The following is an 18,856-nucleotide window of genomic DNA, read 5'->3' on the forward strand; positions in this document are numbered from 1 at the left end:
GGTGATGAAAACTTTTCTTCGCATAATCGGCGCTCTGGTCGTCATCGGTATTGTCGCGCTGCTGGCCTTCATCTTCGTGCCGGTACAACTGACTAAACCGACCAAGGAACTGGCCGCAGACTGGAAGCCTGCCGAAGGGCAGGGCGAATATGTCATGTATGCCTCCGACTGCATGGCCTGCCATACGGCGGAAGGCGGCAAGCCCTTTGCCGGTGGCCGCCCGATTGCAAGCCCGATGGGTACGATCTGGACGACCAACATCACTCCGGATAAGGAAACCGGCATTGGAAACTGGACACTCGATCAGTTTCGCGCCGCTCTTTATGACGGCATTCGTGCCGACGGCTCGCATCTTTATCCAGCAATGCCATATGAGAACTATCGCAAGCTGACGGAAGAAGATGTCCGCGCTCTGTATGATTATTTCATGCATCAGGTGGAGCCGGTGAACAATGTCGTTCAGGAAACCAAGCTTGGCTTCCCGTTCAACATGCGTTTCGGCATTCGCGCCTGGAACTGGCTTGCTCTCGGTCAGGAAGCGGGCTTCAAGGCCGCCGGCAAGTCGGAAGCAGAGGATCGCGGACAGTATCTGGTCGAGGGACCGGCACACTGTGCTGCCTGCCACAGCCCACGCAATCCGCTGATGGCGCAGAGCGGTACGCAGGTCGGTGACAAGGACTTCCTAACCGGCGGTGTTGTCGATGGCTGGAACGCTCCGTCTCTGCGCGGCACCAATTCCGCTCCGCAGAAATGGTCCATCGAGGAACTGGCAACCTATCTCGCAACAGGCCGCAATTCCCATTCAACGGCCAATGGCGAAATGGGCCTCGCTGTCGAACATTCGCTGCAGCATCTCACTGATGCAGACAATCTGGCGATGGCCGCTTTCCTGAAGGGGATCGACGGTGCGGCTGTCGAAGTGCCGCAGAGCTTCGCTTCTAAGGCGTCGATGGCGCTGCCAGCGGCTCCGGCCGATGCGGCCGGTGAAGCAACGACAAAGATGCTGACGGAAGCTTCTCCGGATATGCCTCTGGGCGCACGTCTCTACATCGATAACTGCGCCGCCTGCCACTTCGTGACGGGCAAGGGCGCGCCGGAAATCTTTCCTGAGCTTGCCGGTAATGATCTTGTGACAGGTTCGGAGACGAAACCGCTGATCTCGATCATCCTGCATGGCGCAGAGGTTCCGTCCACGGCGAAGCGTCCGATGCGTCTGGTGATGCAGGGCTATGCCGACCGCCTGTCGGATGATGAAGTCGCCGAACTGGCAACATTCGTCCGCTCGGCATGGGGTAACAGCGCAGGACCGGTAAAGGCGACAGATGTCGCGGCGGTCCGCAACAGCCAGGGGCACTAACAATAGAACGGCGGAACGAAAGTTCCGCCGTTCTGCTATCTAAGCCGCTTCGATATCGCGCATCGGCGGGTTTCCATAGAAGCGGCTATACTCGCGACTGAACTGTGACGGGCTTTGATAGCCTACGCGATGGCCAGCCGTACCAGCATCCAGACGCTCGACCAGCATCAGCCTGCGTGCCTCGTTCAGACGCAGTTGCTTTTGATACTGAACCGGCGTCATTGCCGTAATCGCCTTGAAGTGATGATGAAATGACGACGCGCTCATATTGACGTGTTCGGCAAGCTGTTCAATCCGCAATGGCGCTGCGAAGTTCTGCCGAAGCCACCCGATAGCCCGTGCTATCCGGTTGGCCTGACTGTCGGCGGTTGCGATGTTGATCAAACGCTCGCCGCCGGGACCAGTCAGAAGGCGATAAAGGATTTCCTGTTCGATCAGGGGTGCCATCACCGGAATATCCTCGGGATTGTCAAGAAGGCGCAGCAGGCGCAGAGCCGCATCCAGCAGTCCAGCAGGTGCTGCATTGACGGTAATGCCCCATTGATCGCCATCTGCCATCACGTGCCTGCGAACGTCGGCGCGCCCGATCAGGTCGGTGAGCTTTTCGCTGTCGATGGCAAGCGCCAGACACAGATGTGGTGCTTCCGGGCTAGCTTCGACCACCCGCCATGTGACGGGCAGGTCCAGCGACGTCACCAGATATTCGCCCTTGGTATAATTGATCGTCTCGGAGCCGAGACGCAGGGATTTCGCGCCCTGCAACACCATGGCGAGACAGGGCCGATAGCTGCTGTGGCACGGTATGCTTGGCGTCGTCCGCCTGCTGATCCCCAGACCTTCGATCGGTGTTCGGTATTCGCCGTCCTGTGCGGTGAAACGCTCCGCCAGCGCGGCAAGTTCCTCGTAGGTGTCGTTCAGTGACGTCATAGGTGATCCGCTTCAGATGAGATAGAATACAGCAATTATTGATCAGGCAGGCATGCATCGGCAATCGCGAAGCAGGCAGTTTTGCAGGATCGTGCAAGAAGCTTGCAGGATCGGTCTACCGCTTCTGCCCTTGCTTCCGGCATATTCTGCCTGCTTCCCCAATCCAATAAATGGAGTCTATCATGGCCATAGCAAGAGGTTACGCTGCTACGGATGCAGATGAGCCGTTGGTTCCGTTCACTTTTGAACGGCGCGAGCCCAATGCAGATGACGTGGTCATCTCGATCCAGTATTGCGGCGTTTGCCATTCCGACATCCATACCGTCCGCAATGAATGGAAGAACGCAGTTTATCCCATCGTTCCGGGGCACGAAATCGCAGGTGTCGTCACCGCCGTCGGTGATGCGGTTACCAAGTTCAAGGTCGGCGACAAGGTCGGCGTCGGCTGCTTCGTGGATTCCTGCGTTGGCTGCGCCAGCCGGGATGTCGACAATGAGCATTATCTTCCGGGCCTCATCCAGACCTACAACACCTTCGACACCGAAGGAAAGGCGCGGACACAGGGCGGATATTCCGACCATATCGTCGTCAAGGAAGGCTATGTCCTTTCCATGCCTGACAATCTTCCGCTCGATGCGGCAGCACCGTTGCTCTGTGCAGGCATCACCCTCTATTCGCCGCTGCGTCACTGGAATGCAGGTCCCGGCAAGCGTGTGGCGATCGTCGGCATGGGTGGACTCGGACACATGGGCGTCAAGCTCGCCAATGCCATGGGCGCGCATGTTACGGTTCTAAGCCAGTCACTTTCCAAGAAGGAAGATGGCCTCAAGCTCGGCGCTCATGAATATTATGCGACTAGCGACGCGACCACTTTCGAAAAGCTGGCGGGATCGTTCGATCTCATCATCTGCACGGTTGGCGTCGCCATCGACTGGAATGCCTATCTTGGCCTGCTCAAGGTAAACGGAACGATGGTTGTCGTTGGCGTTCCCGAAGACATGGTGCCGGTGCATGCGTTCTCGCTTATTCCCGGCCGCAAGTCGCTTGCAGGATCGATGATTGGGTCGATCAAGGAAACGCAAGAAATGCTGGACTTCTGCGGCCAGCACAACATCGTTTCGGAAATCGAGAAGATCAACATTCAGGAGATCAACGAAGCCTATGAACGCGTTCTGAAGAGCGACGTGCGCTACCGCTTCGTCATCGATATGGCTTCGCTGGCAGCCTGAAATCGATAATCTGCGCGGCGCCAGATCACGGTGCCGCGCAGATCATTTTCATTCAACCTTGGTTACATCGTTATCGGCGCCGGAGATCGAGATCGTCGGTTCGGCGGAACCGCCTGCAAGCGACCAGGTCACCTGATGGTTCGCGCCGCTGACATCGAACTGCGAAGGTCCATCGACCTTCACATTGACGATATTCTCCGCGCCGGAAACCTCCAGAATTGAAGGATCTGTTCCTTTCTTCAAGGTGGCGGTTACCTGATTGTTCGACACTTCAACGATCAGATTTTGCGTTGCTCCACCCGAAACCGTGTTGTCCGTGCCGGATACCGAAAGCTTCCGGGCGTTTTCGAAAGTCACAGTATGAGAAACGCCATGTATGGTGACATGGCCGCATTCTCCCTTGAGCTTGACGTTATTTTCCGCACCGTAAATCCCGACATCGCCGGAGGTGCAGGTGATTTCCCTGCCGAGGCCCACGCCTTCGATTGTCTGTTCGTCGGCGAAAGACGATGGTGCTGCAAGAAGTGTCAGGCTGCCTGCCAGCAATGCAATTTTCAACATCTCGACCCCTTTTACCAAAGCCATGTATGGCGATTATTAACCATAGCTCATCTGTTCTGTATAGATATGGCATCATGTCGACCGATGGTTGATCGATTTAAACATATTGCTTATCGCTTATTATCAAGAGCTGAACTACACTTGGCTATGCAGCGGGGGAAGTGCAGCTTTGGGACTCGACCAGAACACTTTGTTTTTTGCGACAGGTATCTGCTCTCTGGCAGTAGGGCTGACGATTCTCAGCGTCTGGTATCAGAACTCGCGTGACAAATTTCTGCTCTGGGGCTGCCTTGGCATGATCCTGCTCGGCACGGGGGCAGTACTTTACTATGCGGGGCCTTTGCCGCTGGCTACGGCCTCCATTGTCGCCTTCGGTCTGGAGAGCGTCGGTTTCATCTTCCTGATTGTCGGGTCACGGCAGATTTCCGGACGTCCGATACAACGGAGCTTTCTGGTCGTGCTTGCGATTGCTGTCATATGCGCGACGACGCTGCCCATTCTGGCCGGACAGACGGGCACGGGCACGGCGATCTTCAACCTGACTTCGGCCCTGTTGCTCCTGCTGACGGCGAAAGAATATTTCCATGTCTATCGGGAAGCGCCGGTTCCGGTCATTGGCATGATCGTTCTTTATGCCCTGACAGCGATTTCATTCTCTCTGTGCGGCGCTGTCATCCTGCATCAACAACAGTGGGTCATGACTACGATCCCAAGCAATTGGGCCGAAGATATCAATGCCATCACTGCAATCATAGGCATTACGGGCATTGGCGCGCTGTCGCTGAATTTCACCCAGTCGCGCATTGCGCGTCGTCATGCCAATGAGGCGCGCACCGACAGCCTGACCGGATTGCTGAACCGGCGCGCGCTTTATGACGTGCTGAACGATAATGAACTGCAGCTCGGGGATTCAGTCGTGATCTTCGACCTTGATGCTTTTAAATCCATCAATGATACGCATGGCCACATCGTCGGGGATGAAGTGCTGTACACGTTCTCCGGCGTTCTGCGTAATCATGTCAAAGGTCAGGCTCTCATCTCCCGCATCGGCGGTGAGGAGTTCGTTCTGATCCTGAGGCAGAAACATAATAGCGATGTTCTTGCCTTGGCCGACACGATCCGGAAAGCCTTTTCGGCGATCGTGTTCGAGGCTTCGGCTGGAGATTTCTCAACGACGACCAGCGCAGGCATCGCTTTCTGCATGCCGGGTAACGAAGATTTCCAAACGGTCTTCCGCAGGGCAGATGCGGCGCTCTATCGTGCCAAGCATCTGGGCCGCAACAAGGTCTGCACCGAACTGCACAGCGTCGCTTGAGCTTCTTTCAAATGAAAAGGGCCTGAAACCAGGCCCTTTCGCTTTTCATTCCGTCATTACATCACGTACCGAAGCGCTCTTCGCTGAGCGCCGCCGCCATCAGAGCCTTGGTATAATCTTCGCGCGGGTGATCGAAGACCTGTTCGGTATCGCCCTGTTCGACAATCTTTCCGTTCTTCATCACAATCACATAGTCCGAAACGGCCCGCACGACCGCCATGTCGTGGCTGATGAAGAGATAGGACAAGCCGTGGTCTTTCTGCAGGTCGCGCAACAGGGCGACGATCTGCTTCTGCACCGAACGATCGAGCGCGCTTGTCGGTTCGTCGAGCACGATCACGCGTGGTTTCAGGATCATCGTGCGCGCAATGGCGATGCGCTGGCGCTGGCCGCCGGAAAATTCGTGCGGATAGCGATTGCGCATGGCCGGGTCCATGCCGACTTCCCGCAGGGCATCCTGCGCGCGGCGATCACGCTCTTTCGCCGAAAGGTTCGGTTCGTGGATCAGAAGCCCTTCAGTGATGATGCGTCCCACCGTCATGCGCGGGCTGAGCGAGCCAAAAGGATCCTGAAAAACGAGCTGCAATTCGCGGCGTTTCGGACGCATCGCCTGCGATTCCGTCGGCAATTCCTTGCCGAGATAAGCGATGCGGCCTTCTGATGGGAGAAGACGCAGAATGGCGCGACCGAGCGTGGACTTGCCGGAACCGGATTCACCCACAATGCCGATGGTCTGGCCTTCTTTCAATGTCAGCGAGACATTGTTGACGGCGGTGAGATAGTTCGCAGCGCCGAGCCATGGTTTGCTGATAAGAAAATTGACCTTCACATTGTCGGCGCGAACAAGCACCGGCGCGTCGTCACGGGGAGGGGCCTTTTCGCCTTCCGGCTCCGCATCGAGCAGCATCTTCGTATAGGGATGCTCCGGTGAGGTGAAGAGCTTTTCCGTTTCGTTGGTTTCAACCACTTCGCCGGAGCGCATCACATAGACCCGGTCGGCGAAGCGCCGCACGATGCCAAGATCGTGCGTGATGAAGACCACCGCCATGCCCAACCGCTTCTGCAGATCGGCCAGAAGATCGAGAATCTGCGCCTGAATGGTGACGTCGAGCGCAGTCGTCGGTTCATCGGCAATCAGGATGTCCGGTTCGTTGGCGAGCGCCATGGCGATCATGACACGCTGCCTTTGTCCGCCTGACAGTTCATAAGGATAGCTGTCGATGCGGCGTTCAGGTTCTGGAATACCAACCAGCTTGAGCAGTTCAAGAATACGCGGACGCGCCTGCTTCTTGTTCATGCCGCGATGATAGCGAAGCGGCTCGGCAAGCTGGTCGCCGATGCGGTAAAGCGGATCGAGCGACGTCATCGGCTCCTGAAAGATCATGGTGATCTTTGCGCCGCGGATGTTGTTCAGCTTCTTTTCGGACATGCCGATCAGATCCTGACCGCGATAGAGCGCCTGGCCGGTCGCCTTGCCGTTCTGGGCCAGAAGGCCCATCATTGCCATGGTGGTCTGGCTCTTGCCTGAACCGGACTCGCCGACAATGGCTATGGTTTCACCAGCTTTGACATCAAGATTGATGCCGCGCACTGCCTCTACCGGACCGTCATGCGTGTCGAATGTGACCTTCAGGTCGCGCACGCTCAGAATGTTTTCACTCGTCATCTCAGCGATCCTTCGGGTCAAGGCTGTCGCGCAGGCCATCGCCAAGGAAGTTCAGCGCAAACAGGATGATGGTCAGTGTTGCGGCAGGCCAGATCAATTGCCAGCTCGCGCCGCGCATGTTCTGGGCACCTTCGGAAATCAGCAGCCCCAGAGAGGTGAGGGGGTCCTGAACACCGAGACCGAGGAAGGAGAGGAGACTTTCGAGCAGGATTGCCTTCGGCACCAGCAACGTCACGAAAACGATGACCGGGCCAAGCGCATTCGGAATGATGTGGCGCGTGATGACACCGCGCCGTGTCGCGCCTAACGCTTCCGCAGCCTGTACGAATTCCTGACGTTTGAGGCTCAATGTCTGTCCGCGCACGATGCGCGCCATATCCAGCCACTCCGTCGCGCCGATGGCGATGAAGATGATGAAAATGGATCGCCCGAAGAAGACGAGCATCAATATCACAAAGAAGATGAAGGGCAGCGAATAGAGAATATCCACGAGCCGCATCATCACATTGTCGATGCGCCCGCCGAGATAACCGGAGACAGCCCCATAGGACACGCCCAGAACCAGTGCCATGGCCGAGGCAAGCAGGCCGATAGCAAGCGACATGCGCACACCGATGAAGATGCGCGTCATCAGATCGCGGCCCAGATTATCAGTGCCGAGCAGGAAATAATTGCGCGCCACGTCGAGGGTCAGCTTGCCCGACAGCCCGTCAGTAGCGATCTCGATTTTCGGATTGCTGAACAGGTCGGAGCGCTGGAAATAACGCAGCACACGCTCGTCCGTCGGACGCTGTGCGGTGAAGTCGACAACGACATTGTTGCCGTTCAGTTCCGGCTCGCCGGCAGCATTCAGCCGCGCGCGGGCAAGTTCGCGTTCAAGACCCGGCATGATTGTATCTTCACGCGGATAGGCTTCGAGGCTCGGTGCCACACGCACGAACTGCGGATAAATCTTGTCATAGGGGTGCGGGCTCAGCATCGGGCCGAAAATGCCCAGAAAAGCCATCAGAAGAAGGACGATAGCGCTTGCCACGGCAGCCTTGTTCTTGCGCAGGCGCAACCATGCGTCCTGCCAGAGCGAGCGGCTTGGAACTTCCAGCCGGGCTGTTTCCGTCGGTACAGTAAGATCAGTCATAGCGAACCCTCGGATCAAGCCATGCATAAAGAAGATCGACGATCAGGTTGAACACCACGACGAAGACCGAAATGACAACAACGGTTCCCATGACGAGGGTGTAATCGCGGCTAAGCGCGCCCTGCACGAAGTAACGACCGATGCCGGGAATGCCGAAGATCGTCTCGACCACGACCGAACCTGTGAGCAGGGCCGCAGCCGTCGGGCCGAGATAGGATACGGCGGGGAGCATGGCGGCACGCAAGGCATGCACGCCCACGACCACACGCGATGGCAAGCCATAGGCGCGGGCGGTGCGCACGTGATTGGCGCGCAATGCCTCAATCGTCGCACCACGCACGAGACGCGCAATGACGCCGACCTGCGGCAATGCAAGCGTCAGGACCGGCAATATCCAGTAGGTTATATTGGCCGAAGACCAGCCGCCCGCCGGAACCCATCCGAGAATGACGCCGAACAGAAGGCTGAGGAGAGGGGCCACGACGAAGTTGGGCGTGGTGATGCCGAATGTGGCCAGCGCGACGACGAAATAGTCGACAGCTGAGTTCTGCTTCAGCGCTGCCAGCGTGCCGAGAAATGTTCCGATGATCGCTGCAAGCGTCAGACCGAGTGTGCCGAGCATGATCGAAACCGGCAGGCCGGAAGCGAAAAGATCGTTCACCGAGAAGTCGCGTCGCGTGAAGCTTGGTCCAAGATCGCCGTGCAGAAGATTGCCCAGATAAATCAGATACTGCTGCCACAGCGGCGCATCCATATTATAGGCCTTCTTGAGGTTCTCCAGGATCAGTGGATCAATCGGCCTTTCAAGGTCGAAAGGTCCGCCGGGCGCAAGCCGGATCAGAAAGAACGTCAGCGTGATGATGATGAATATCGTGGGTATCGCACTACCCAATCGTCGGAGCGTATAGCCCAGCATGTTCTTTTCCCTTCTTTGCCGGACCGCTTTGAAACGATCCGGCAAATCCCACTAAGGGCTTGTTTCTTTTTTGTTTTTAATTCTTTGTCGATAACCAGCGCGTGCCGTGCGAATTCATGAGGTTATCTTCGTAACCCTGAACACGGTCGGCAACGAGGGCGGTGGACGAATAATACATCAGCGGTACGACAGCGCCGTCGCCGAGCAGTATCTTCTCTGCTTCAGCCAGGATTTTTGCACGCTCGGCGAGATCGGTCGTTGTTGCAGATTTCGCCATCAACGCGTCGTAATCCTTGTTCGACCATTCGGCATAATTGAAGTAATTGCCGGTGGTATAAAGCTCCAGGAACGAATTCGGATCATTGTAATCGCCGATCCAGCCGTCACGGGTGATGTCGAACATACCCTTTTCCTGAAGGTAGTTGTAGAAGGTGGCGCCTTCGACTTCGTTGAGCGTTGCCTTGATGCCGATATTGCCCAGCATGTTGGCAAGCGCCGCCATGGTATTCTTGTGATTTTCCGAGGTATTGTAGCGCAGCGTCACGGAAAGGCTGCCCGGTTGGACACCGGCTTCCTGCAGCAATTCCTTGGCCTTGTCCTCGCGGTCCAGCACATCCTCGTCGGCGAAATCCAGCTTCGGCGCGTCCTTGACGTAATTCGCAATACCGGGTGGCACCATGGAACTGGCTGGCAACATCACGCCACGCCAGACCTCATTGGCGAGGAACTCACGATCGACGGCCATCGATATGGCCTTGCGCACGCGCGGATCGCGCAGCTTGCTCGATGGCTCGCCTTTGATGTCGACATAATAGATGCCAAGATAGGGAGCGAGGCGGAACTGACCGCCGAGGTTCTTCTTCACATAGTCCATCTGTTCGGCAGGAACATCGGAACAGATATCGACTTCCTTCGCCTCGAAGCGGCGCATGCAGCTTGCCCGGTCTTCAAACGGTATCCAGTTCACCGCATCGATCTTCACATTGGAAGCGTCCCAGTAATTCGGGTTCTTCTTCATGGAGATCTTGTCATTGGGAGTGAAGCTGACAAGCGTATAGGCGCCATTGGTCACCATGTTGCCGGGCAGGGTGAACTTGTCGCCGAACTTCTCGACAGCCTTCTTGTTGACCGGGAAACCGGTCTGATGAGTGAGAAGTTCGAGGAAATAAGGGGCAGGGTTCTTGAGAGTGATTTGCAGCGTCTTGTCGTCAAGTGCCTTCACGCCGAGCTGATCGACCGGCATCTTGCCGGTGGCAACTTCCTCGGCATTCTTAATGGCGTAGAGGACGCTGGCATAACCGGCAGCCGTCTTCGGGTCCATGATGCGGCGGAAGGAAAACTCGAAATCGCCGGCGGTAACAGGGTCACCGTTCGACCATTTGGCATTCTCGCGCATGTGGAATGTGTAGGTGAGGCCGTCTTCGGAAATATGCCATGATACGGCCGCTCCGGGAATGGCTTCGCCCTTCTCGTTTTGCGCCAACAAACCTTCATAAAGATCACGAAGAACACGGTTTTCCGAAACGGTGGTTGTATGGTGCTGGTCCAGCGTGGCGGGATCGGTATCGTTGCCCCGGTTGAGCACTGTTTCTGCCGATGCGGCACCGGCTAGCGCCATCAGGCAAACGCCTGTCATCAAGAATCCGCGAACCATTGAAAACTCCCATATGCTTATTAAAAAATGTTAGCCCCGACAAAAGAGGGCCCTCCGGAACTGCCGGAAGAGAAAAGGGCCGCGCCAACAGGCGCAGCCCAAGCTGAAAATTTATTGCTTAAACGAGAGCCAGCGCGTCTTGTGGCTGTCCATGAGGTTGTCGTTCCAACCGTCGATCTTGTCCGAAACAAGGGCGCGCGACGAATAATAGAGGATCGGGATATTGCTCATCTCATCGAGCTTCAGCTTTTCAGCCTCAGCCAGCGTCTTGGCGCGCTCGTTGAGATCGAGATTTTTTTCTGCCTTCGCCATCAGCGCATCGTAGTCGGCGTTCTTCACCTTGGAATAGTTGAAGCTCACATTGCTTTGGCTGATGAAAAGGAAGTTCTGCGGATCGTTATAGTCACCGATCCAGCCTGCACGCGCGATATCGAACGGACCATCGTCGCGCATGAAGTTGAAGTAGGTCGCACCTTCGGTCTCGTTCAGTGAAGCCTTGACGCCGATATTACCGAGCTGATCGGCGATGGCGGCCATGGTATTCTTGTTGTTTTCCGAGGTGTTATAAAGCAGTTCGATCGAAAGTGTGTTCGGTTCGACGCCAGCTTCCTTCAACAGTTCCTTGGCCTTGTCTTCGCGTTCCAGCATGTCGTCGGAATAGTCGAGCTTCGGCGCATCCTTCACATAATTGGCGATGCCCGGAGGAACCATCGAATAGCCCGGAAGCATGGTACCCTGCCAGACCTGATCGGCAATGAAATCACGGTCGATGGCCATTGAGATGGCCTGACGGACGCGTGGGTCCTTCAGCTTGCTGTCGGCGGTCTTGCCCTTTACCGGCAGATAATAGACGCCGAGATAAGGCGCCATGCGGAATTCCTTGGAAAGGTTCTTCTTCACATAGTCCATCTGCTCGGCCGGAACGTCGGAGCAAATCTGCACTTCCTTCGCCTCAAAACGGCGCATGCAGCTCGCGCGATCCTCGAACGGTATCCAGTTGACCGTATCGATCTTCACCTGATCCGCTTCATAGTAATACGGATTCTTCTTCATCACGATCTTGTCGTTCGGTGTGAAGCTTTCCAGCATATAGGCGCCGTTCGTCACCATCTTGCCAGGCGTGGTGAACTTGTCGCCATTTGCCTCGACGCTTTTCTGGTTCATCGGGAAGCCGGTCTGGTGGGTCAGAAGCTCAAGGAAATACGGAGCAGGGGCGTTCAACGTGACCTTGAGCGTATGGTCATCGACGGCTTCAACGCCGAGCTGGTCAGTCGGCTTCTTGCCACCGGCAATATCTTCGGCGTTCTTGATGATGAACAGCATGCTGGCGTACCCGGCGGCTGTCTTCGGGTCCATCAGGCGGCGGAAGGTGAACTGGAAATCACCGGCCGTGACCGGATCGCCGTTCGACCATTTTGCGTCATCGCGCAGATGGAAGGTGTAGACCGTACCGTCTTCGGAAACATCCCAGGATTTGGCTACGCCCGGAACTGCTTCGCCGTTTGCGTTCTGAATAGTCAGGCCGTCGTACAAGTCGCGCATGACATTGCCTTCAGCCACCGTCGAGGTGCGATGATGGTCCAGTGTCGCCGGATCAGTGTCGTTGCCGCGATTGAGAACGACTTCAGCCGAAGCTGCGCCAGCCAGCGCCAGAAGACACACACCTGTCAGTAGAAATTTACGATACATTTGAGAACCCCTCCTTTGAAATTTTTGAAATGGCCCGCATCTTATGGATAAGCGCGCCACTTGCAAGAGAACTTATCAACACTTTGACTTAATTAACATATTCACATTTTCTTGAGCGAATTAAGTGCTCGCATTCTGGTACGGAACTATGGGTTTTCACCGGATTTACAAAGTAGAAATGGCCGCTGAGCGCGCCCGAAAAACGCCGTAATTTCCGCCGTTTGCGACGTTTGAATGTCAGCTGAAACGAGGTGGAAAAACGGTCCGATTCGCTGGAAGTTACATGCTCGTTTTCAGTGCCATTTCTCTAGTGTTTGGTGCCGCGGATATTCAGGGCTTAGATGTCGATAGCGCCGCAAGCGGTTGTCGCGATGTTTCAGGACAGATGGATATAGGGTAGTTCCATAATACATATTATCTGATTAATGTTTATAACAGCAATATACAGATGCGACAGATGGGCAAGATAGAGATGCGACATTTTTAGGTCGCGTGCTCTGTTCAGATCGAACGAGGAAAGGAAGACTGGCTCTCTATTGATGTGTATCAGTTTAGAGAGTTGCCATGTCTTGTTTGATTACTATGTCGCAGAGAGAACTCAATCGATTGGAAGTCATTCAGAAGATACGGGATCGCCGCCTGACCGTTATACAGGCCACCGCATTGCTCGATCTCAGCCGCAGCCAGATTCATCGTCTTTTACAGGCTTACGATAAACTTGGGAGTGCTGGACTGGTTTCGGGAAGACGCGGTCGCCTGAGCAATCATCGTTACAGCGAAGATTTCCGCAATGGTGTTCTGGATTTGGTGCGGGGTTATTATCGGGATTTCGGTCCGACACTGGCCTGTGAGAAGCTTGCCGAACGACACCAGCTTTCGGTCAGCAAGGAGACGCTGCGGCAATGGATGACGGTGGCTGGGTTGTGGACGTCGCGTCGTGAACGCAAGCGACAACTGCATCAGCCGCGCGGCCGGCGGGATTGTTTCGGTGAACTGGTGCAGATCGACGGGTCGCATCACTGGTGGTTTGAGGAGCGGGGTCCCAAATGCGCCCTCCTCGTTTATATTGACGATGCCACCGGCAAGCTTCTGCATCTGCGTTTTGCCGGATCAGAGAATACATTCGATTATTTTCATGCGACGAAGGCCTACTTGCAGGAATGGGGCAAGCCGCTGGCCTTTTACAGCGACAAGCATGGTGTGTTTCGCTCCACACATGGTTCAGAGAAAGATCGAACAAGCGGCCTGACACAGTTTGGTCGGGCACTTTATGAGCTCAACATCGATATTATCTGTGCCAATACTCCGCAGGCCAAAGGCCGTGTCGAGCGGGCCAACAGGACTTTGCAGGATCGCCTGGTGAAGGAATTGCGACTGCGCGGCATTGATACAATCGAAGCAGCAAATGCTTATGCGCCGGAATATATTGCAGACTTCAATGCCCGGTTTGGCAAGGAGCCGCGCAATCCGAAGGATATGCATCGACCGCTGGCCGGGCATGAGAACATCGACAGCGCGATGTGCCGGAAGGAAGTACGGACACTTTCGCAAACACTGACGCTGCGTTACGACAAGGTGCTGTTCATCCTGGAGCCGACGGAGCTTGCAAAGCGGCTGGCCCGACAGAAGGTGATTGTCTGCGATTATCCGGATGGCCGTCTGGAGATCATGCATGGAACGGACACCCTGCCCTATACAACCTTCGACAAGCTTCGTTCTGTTCACCGGTCGCCTGTTGTCGAGAACAAGCGATTGGATGACATGCTATCGATTGTGGCCGAGATGCAGGCAGGTCGGGAATTGCAACGCAGTAAGAGTGGACCACGCAGAACGGGGCAGACGAACCACATGTTTGGTGTTCGCGACGGCAGCACAGCCAACGGTTATCAGAAGCGTGAGCGCAAATCGCGCACCGCTTACATGAACGATCCTGAAGTTACTGCACGTCGGGAAAAAGCATTAGCCCGGTTGGCTGCAGCCGAGTGAAATGCCCATCTTTAATGACATTTGGCACTCTCAAAGCTAAAGCCGAAGAGGTGGATATTCACCCGCCCCCATTCCTCGCTTGCAACCCTGACCAGCCTCTCGGAATGGGGGCTGAACGTCAGCACCTGTCGCATTTCTATCTTGCTAAAAACGTCGCATCCCTAACTTGCTAAAACAATGTTGATGCCAAGGGAAGCTTGATCGCTCATGAAAAGAAGCGCCTTTTCAGGCGCCTCTTTCTGTCTGTCTCAGAATGTCCGCTGGAGCGCGATCAGGCCTTGCCACGCGTCTGACCCGTTAAGGACAGACTTTTTGTCACGCCAGCGCACGTAAGAGATTTCGGGCGTGACCGTGAAGCCAGGAACCAGTTCGTAAGCGACGTTTGCCGTCGTGTAGAACGTGTCTGTGGCATCGTAAGAAAGCTGGGCATTGATGATGGCCTTGTCGGATATTTTGTAAGCGCCGCCACCCCAGGCAGCCCAGTCGCCGCCCCATTGACCGTAGAAACTATTGATCGCGCGAACCTGGCCTGCAGCTTGTCCGTTGTCGCCTTTGACGTCCATATAGCTGTCTTTGTTGGACTTAAAGCCACCCATGGCCCATACGGACAGCTTGTCATTGATGTTGAGATTGCCACGCAGCTTGCCCGCCCATTTTTCGTTCCGGGCATCGTATGCAGCAACTGTAATGACCGCGCCCCAGTCTTGAGCATATTTCAGACCACCGACGACGTGCGGGGTATAGTCACTTATAGTGCCGTCAAAGCCGTATTGCTTATCTGTATCGAGATTGTTGCCCTGTTCCAGCGACAGGATTGCCGAAATGCCATTGCTGCCGGAGTAGGTATAGCTGATCAAGCCTGTACGATAGCCGCCTGCAAGGATCACATCATCGTTAAAGACGTCGCCGAGATACCCCACGAAGGATATGAACGTCGAAAAATCGAGGCCGACACGCAGTCCCGCCAGATCGATATATGCGACGCGCAACGAGCCGGTGGAGCCGGAATCTTTGCCATTGCCCCACTGAAAGCGGGTTTCCGCATAGGTTTTTAGTGTGCCGAGCTCCGTTTCGGATGCCGTGCTGGCACGTAATGTGAAACGGGCAGAATTGTCCCAGCTATCGCGCTTGCTGTTACGCTGGAGATGAGGTGTGCCGTCCTTGTCAGTGAAGCCGCGGCCATAAACATCGTCCCCGCCCTGCATAAGATAGCGGACATAGCCATGTATCCGCAGGCATGTTTCAGTTCCGGGAATATAGAAATATCCCGCGCCGTATGCGTCACAAACCCGGACGTATTGTGTCGATTCCGGTTCCGGCGCGATGACTGCGTCTGCGCCATAGGCTGCAGATGCACTGCATGCCGTCGCAATGCAGCCTGCCAGCGATAAAGTAAACTTCATGTCCCCTCACAAATATAAAAATATGACCGGAAATACTTTTCCGGTCTAAAACGTCGTCAAGGTAAAACATAAAAATGTTTTCTATAATCGCAAATTCTAATAAGCGAATTATAGTTCGTGCTTATATGTGTGCTATTAAAGTATTAATCACAATAATTAGGGGGTTATTACTTAAAATAGTAAGATTAAAACAAGAAATATACATTCGATGCGTCTGGCGACTCCGGATCGGGGTCGCGCCATCAATGGGAGGGCTTTATGCATCGCAGTTTCTTTCTTGCAGGCGCTTGCTGTTTTTCGTTGGCTACCGTCGCGTCAGCCGAAACCGTGTTGAACCGTGACAGCGGCAGCGATCCATCAACACTGGATCAGCACCGTACAACGACGGTCAATGAAAGCGCTTTGCTGCGTGATCTCTATGAGGGGCTTGTTACCGAAGATGCAAAGGGCGAGCTGATACCGGGTGTGGCGCAGTCGTGGGATATTTCTCCCGACGGACTGACCTATACGTTCCATTTGCGCGCGGGTGCAAAATGGTCGAACGGCGATCCGGTTACCGCAGGTGATTTCGAATATTCGCTGCACCGTATCATCGACCCGAAGACTGGTGCGGGTTATGCCAATGTTCTCTATGCGATCAAGAACGCCAGGGAAATCAATACCGGCAAGCTCCCACTGGATCAGCTGGGCGTCGAGGCGCTTGACGACCGCACGCTGAAAATCACGCTTACGTCCCCTACCCCTTATTTCCTTTCACTGCTGACCCATCCGACGACCTTGCCGCTAAACAGGAAAGCCGTCGAGAAATACGGCGACAAGTTCACTCTGGCAGGAAACATGGTGTCGAACGGTGCTTATACATTGGCCAGCTTCACACCAAATGCGCAGATCGTCATGAAGAAAAACCCGAACTACTGGGATGCATCCAATGTAAAGATCGACGTGGTGAACTGGATTCCATTCGAACAACCGGCGTCGTGCATGCGCCGGTTTGAGGCCGGGGAGATCGACATTTGCGGTACGGTCCCCGCCGAGCAGATGGACTACATCAAGTCCAATCTGGGGCATAATCTGCGTGTCGCCCCCTATTTCGGCACCTTTTATGTCAGTGTCAGAGGCGAACCGGATAGTAAGTTGCGCGATCCTCGTGTGCGTGAAGCCATATCGATGGCGATTGATCGAAAGTTTCTGGCCAATGAAATCCGGCGTGGCATGATGATGCCGGGTTATTCGATGGTGCCTCCCGGTACTGAAAACTATGTCGTGGACGCGCCCCGGCTGGATTACATGAATATCGATATTCTGGATCGTGAGGACAAGGCCAGGGAATTGCTAAAGGAGGCCGGTGTCGCACCGGGAAGCCTGTCGGTCAAGCTGCGCTATGCCACTTCGGTCAACAACAAGAACACGATGATTGCTATCGCAGACATGCTCAAGAATATTGGCATCAATGCTTCACAGGACGAAGTCGAAGGCGCGACTTATTTCAATTATCTGCATGAAAAAGGCATGTATGATTTTGCCTATCAGGCATGGATCGGCGATTACAACGACGCCTATTCCTTCCTGAGCATGTTCACGACCGACAATTATTTCAATAATTCCGATTGGTCGAACAAGGATTATGACGCGCTGATTACAAAATCGGAAACGATGACCGACACCGGAGCGCGGGCTGAAACCCTTGCTCAGGCTGAGCGCATTCTGCTGAAAGAGGTTCCGGTCATCCCACTGCTCTATCCTTCATCACAAGCGCTCGTGGCAGATAAGGTTGAAGGCTACAGCGACAATCTGATGAACATACACGCAACCCGCTGGCTGTCTCTTCAAAGCAAATGAAATAAAGGCTGGTTGTATGGCCATCGCGCGGACGGGTTGCGCGGTGGCCTGATTCCAATGTTTCAATCAAAACAGGAATTGCTCTAGTATAGCACTTTCAACTGAATCAGTTTCCGACGAGATCAAAACGGTGGGGTATGAAACCAGCAATCGAGCAGCTCTTTCCCGGCTTTGAGATGCGGGAAGTGGAAACGAATGATGTTCGTTTCGCCGTCATGACTGGCGGTAAAGGCCTGCCGGTTCTGTTGCTGCACGGTTATCCGGAAACCATGGCTGCATGGCATCGCATTGCCCCTGAACTCGCCCGCTCCCGCACAGTCGTCGTGCCTGATCTGCCGGGCTATGGACGAAGCCGCATCACGTCCAATCCTGTTGGTGCCGGATCAAAACGCCGGATGGCCGCTAGTCTGGTCGCGTTGATGCAGGCGCTCGGGCATGAGCGGTTTGTTGTGATCGGGCATGATCGCGGTGGGCGTGTCGCCTATCGCATGGCATTGGATCACCCGGACAATGTGGTTGGACTGGTATCCGTGACGGTCGTACCGACTCCGGAAATGTGGGAAGGCGCCAGCAAGGCTTTCGGCATGGGGGCGTGGCACTGGTTCATGCTGGCACAGCCCGAACCGCTGCCTGAAATGCTTCTTTCCGGCAATCCTCGTTTCATGATCGATACGACCTTGCAGAAGATGGCGCATGGTCTCGACAAGCTGCATCCGCTTGCACTTGCGGATTATCGGGAAGCCTTTGACAGCGCGGAAGTCCGGCACTGGATATGCGAGGATTACCGCGCAGGCGCAGGTGTGGATGAAGCTGACGATCTTGCGGATCGGGCGGCAGGACGGCGCATTCATGCGCCGGTTCTGGTTTTCTGGGAACACGGCCGACGTTATGGCGGCGGGCGCGAACCGCTCGATATATGGGCAGACTGGGCCATCGATGTTGACGGCGAAGGACTGGCTGGCGGGCATCTTCTGCCTGAGATGGCTTCAGGTCCAATACTGGCTCGGTTAGACCCGTTTCTGCGGAGAATCGATGCCGGTGCATTGGCGGCAGAACAAGTACGTGACCGTTAATCTTATTGAAAATCCCGCTATGTGACTTTATGCGAAAGCAATCTTCCATATTTTTCCGTGGCAGAGACGTAATGAAATTTTGTTTGCCGGGCCTAGCAGGAAATCT

At 55.1% G+C, this 18,856-nt stretch carries 14 protein-coding genes; 6 read left to right on the plus strand and 8 right to left on the minus strand.

From position 1 onward, the window contains the following. Window positions 1-4: 4 nt before the first annotated feature. Complete coding sequence (locus ABDF71_RS14685; protein WP_258124349.1) at window positions 5-1,357, plus strand: cytochrome c; 1,353 nt, start codon at window positions 5-7, stop codon at window positions 1,355-1,357. Window positions 1,358-1,396: 39 nt separating this feature from the next. Here ABDF71_RS14685 and ABDF71_RS14690 read toward each other — a convergent pair whose 3' ends face one another. Beyond that, window positions 1,397-2,284 carry an AraC family transcriptional regulator gene (locus ABDF71_RS14690; RefSeq protein ID WP_010658804.1) on the minus strand — a complete coding sequence of 296 codons (888 nt, stop codon included), beginning with the start codon at window positions 2,282-2,284 and terminating at the stop codon, window positions 1,397-1,399. A gap of 182 nt (window positions 2,285-2,466) precedes the next feature. On the opposite strand from ABDF71_RS14690, the gene ABDF71_RS14695 reads away from it, so the two are divergent. Next, window positions 2,467-3,513 carry an NAD(P)-dependent alcohol dehydrogenase gene (locus ABDF71_RS14695; RefSeq protein ID WP_029927403.1) on the plus strand — a complete coding sequence of 349 codons (1,047 nt, stop codon included), beginning with the start codon at window positions 2,467-2,469 and terminating at the stop codon, window positions 3,511-3,513. A 48-nt stretch (window positions 3,514-3,561) separates the two neighbouring features. Here ABDF71_RS14695 and ABDF71_RS14700 read toward each other — a convergent pair whose 3' ends face one another. Beyond that, window positions 3,562-4,074, minus strand: a complete 513-nt coding sequence (locus tag ABDF71_RS14700; protein WP_151664447.1) for a DUF3060 domain-containing protein — start codon at window positions 4,072-4,074, stop codon at window positions 3,562-3,564. A 169-nt stretch (window positions 4,075-4,243) separates the two neighbouring features. Here ABDF71_RS14700 and ABDF71_RS14705 point away from each other — a divergent pair, with 169 nt between their 5' ends. Beyond that, complete coding sequence (locus tag ABDF71_RS14705) at window positions 4,244-5,389, plus strand: GGDEF domain-containing protein (RefSeq protein ID WP_151664446.1); 1,146 nt, start codon at window positions 4,244-4,246, stop codon at window positions 5,387-5,389. 61 nt (window positions 5,390-5,450) lie between these two features. On the opposite strand, the gene ABDF71_RS14710 is transcribed toward ABDF71_RS14705, so the two are convergent. From ABDF71_RS14710 to ABDF71_RS14730, 5 genes are all read right to left on the minus strand, one after another. Next, on the minus strand, window positions 5,451-7,055 hold the full coding sequence (locus ABDF71_RS14710) for an ABC transporter ATP-binding protein (protein ID WP_151664445.1): 1,605 nt from the start codon (window positions 7,053-7,055) through the stop codon (window positions 5,451-5,453). A 1-nt stretch (window position 7,056) separates the two neighbouring features. Next, a complete protein-coding gene (locus tag ABDF71_RS14715; protein WP_029927405.1) occupies window positions 7,057-8,190 on the minus strand; it encodes an ABC transporter permease in 1,134 nt (377 codons plus the stop codon). Beyond that, complete coding sequence (locus ABDF71_RS14720) at window positions 8,183-9,106, minus strand: ABC transporter permease (protein WP_010658798.1); 924 nt, start codon at window positions 9,104-9,106, stop codon at window positions 8,183-8,185. Before ABDF71_RS14720 ends, ABDF71_RS14715 begins: the two co-directional genes overlap by 8 nt. Before the next feature lie 76 nt (window positions 9,107-9,182). Then, complete coding sequence (locus ABDF71_RS14725; protein WP_010658797.1) at window positions 9,183-10,760, minus strand: peptide ABC transporter substrate-binding protein; 1,578 nt, start codon at window positions 10,758-10,760, stop codon at window positions 9,183-9,185. A gap of 111 nt (window positions 10,761-10,871) precedes the next feature. Next, window positions 10,872-12,449 carry a peptide ABC transporter substrate-binding protein gene (locus ABDF71_RS14730; RefSeq protein ID WP_500061675.1) on the minus strand — a complete coding sequence of 526 codons (1,578 nt, stop codon included), beginning with the start codon at window positions 12,447-12,449 and terminating at the stop codon, window positions 10,872-10,874. Window positions 12,450-13,013: 564 nt separating this feature from the next. Here ABDF71_RS14730 and ABDF71_RS14735 point away from each other — a divergent pair. Next, window positions 13,014-14,435: an ISNCY family transposase gene (locus tag ABDF71_RS14735; protein WP_151610612.1), complete on the plus strand. Its 1,422-nt coding sequence runs from the start codon at window positions 13,014-13,016 to the stop codon at window positions 14,433-14,435. A 248-nt stretch (window positions 14,436-14,683) separates the two neighbouring features. Here ABDF71_RS14735 and ABDF71_RS14740 read toward each other — a convergent pair whose 3' ends face one another. Beyond that, window positions 14,684-15,838, minus strand: a complete 1,155-nt coding sequence (locus ABDF71_RS14740; RefSeq protein ID WP_258124352.1) for a porin — start codon at window positions 15,836-15,838, stop codon at window positions 14,684-14,686. 258 nt (window positions 15,839-16,096) lie between these two features. Here ABDF71_RS14740 and ABDF71_RS14745 point away from each other — a divergent pair, with 258 nt between their 5' ends. After that, entirely contained in the window at window positions 16,097-17,677 is a 1,581-nt protein-coding gene (locus ABDF71_RS14745) for a peptide ABC transporter substrate-binding protein (RefSeq protein WP_151663808.1), read from the plus strand. A 137-nt stretch (window positions 17,678-17,814) separates the two neighbouring features. Then, entirely contained in the window at window positions 17,815-18,750 is a 936-nt protein-coding gene (locus ABDF71_RS14750) for an alpha/beta fold hydrolase (RefSeq protein WP_151663809.1), read from the plus strand. Window positions 18,751-18,856 lie beyond the last annotated feature (106 nt).

The sequence above is a fragment of the Ochrobactrum sp. WV_118_8 genome (assembly GCF_039631535.1).
GTDB lineage: Bacteria > Pseudomonadota > Alphaproteobacteria > Rhizobiales > Rhizobiaceae > Brucella > Brucella anthropi.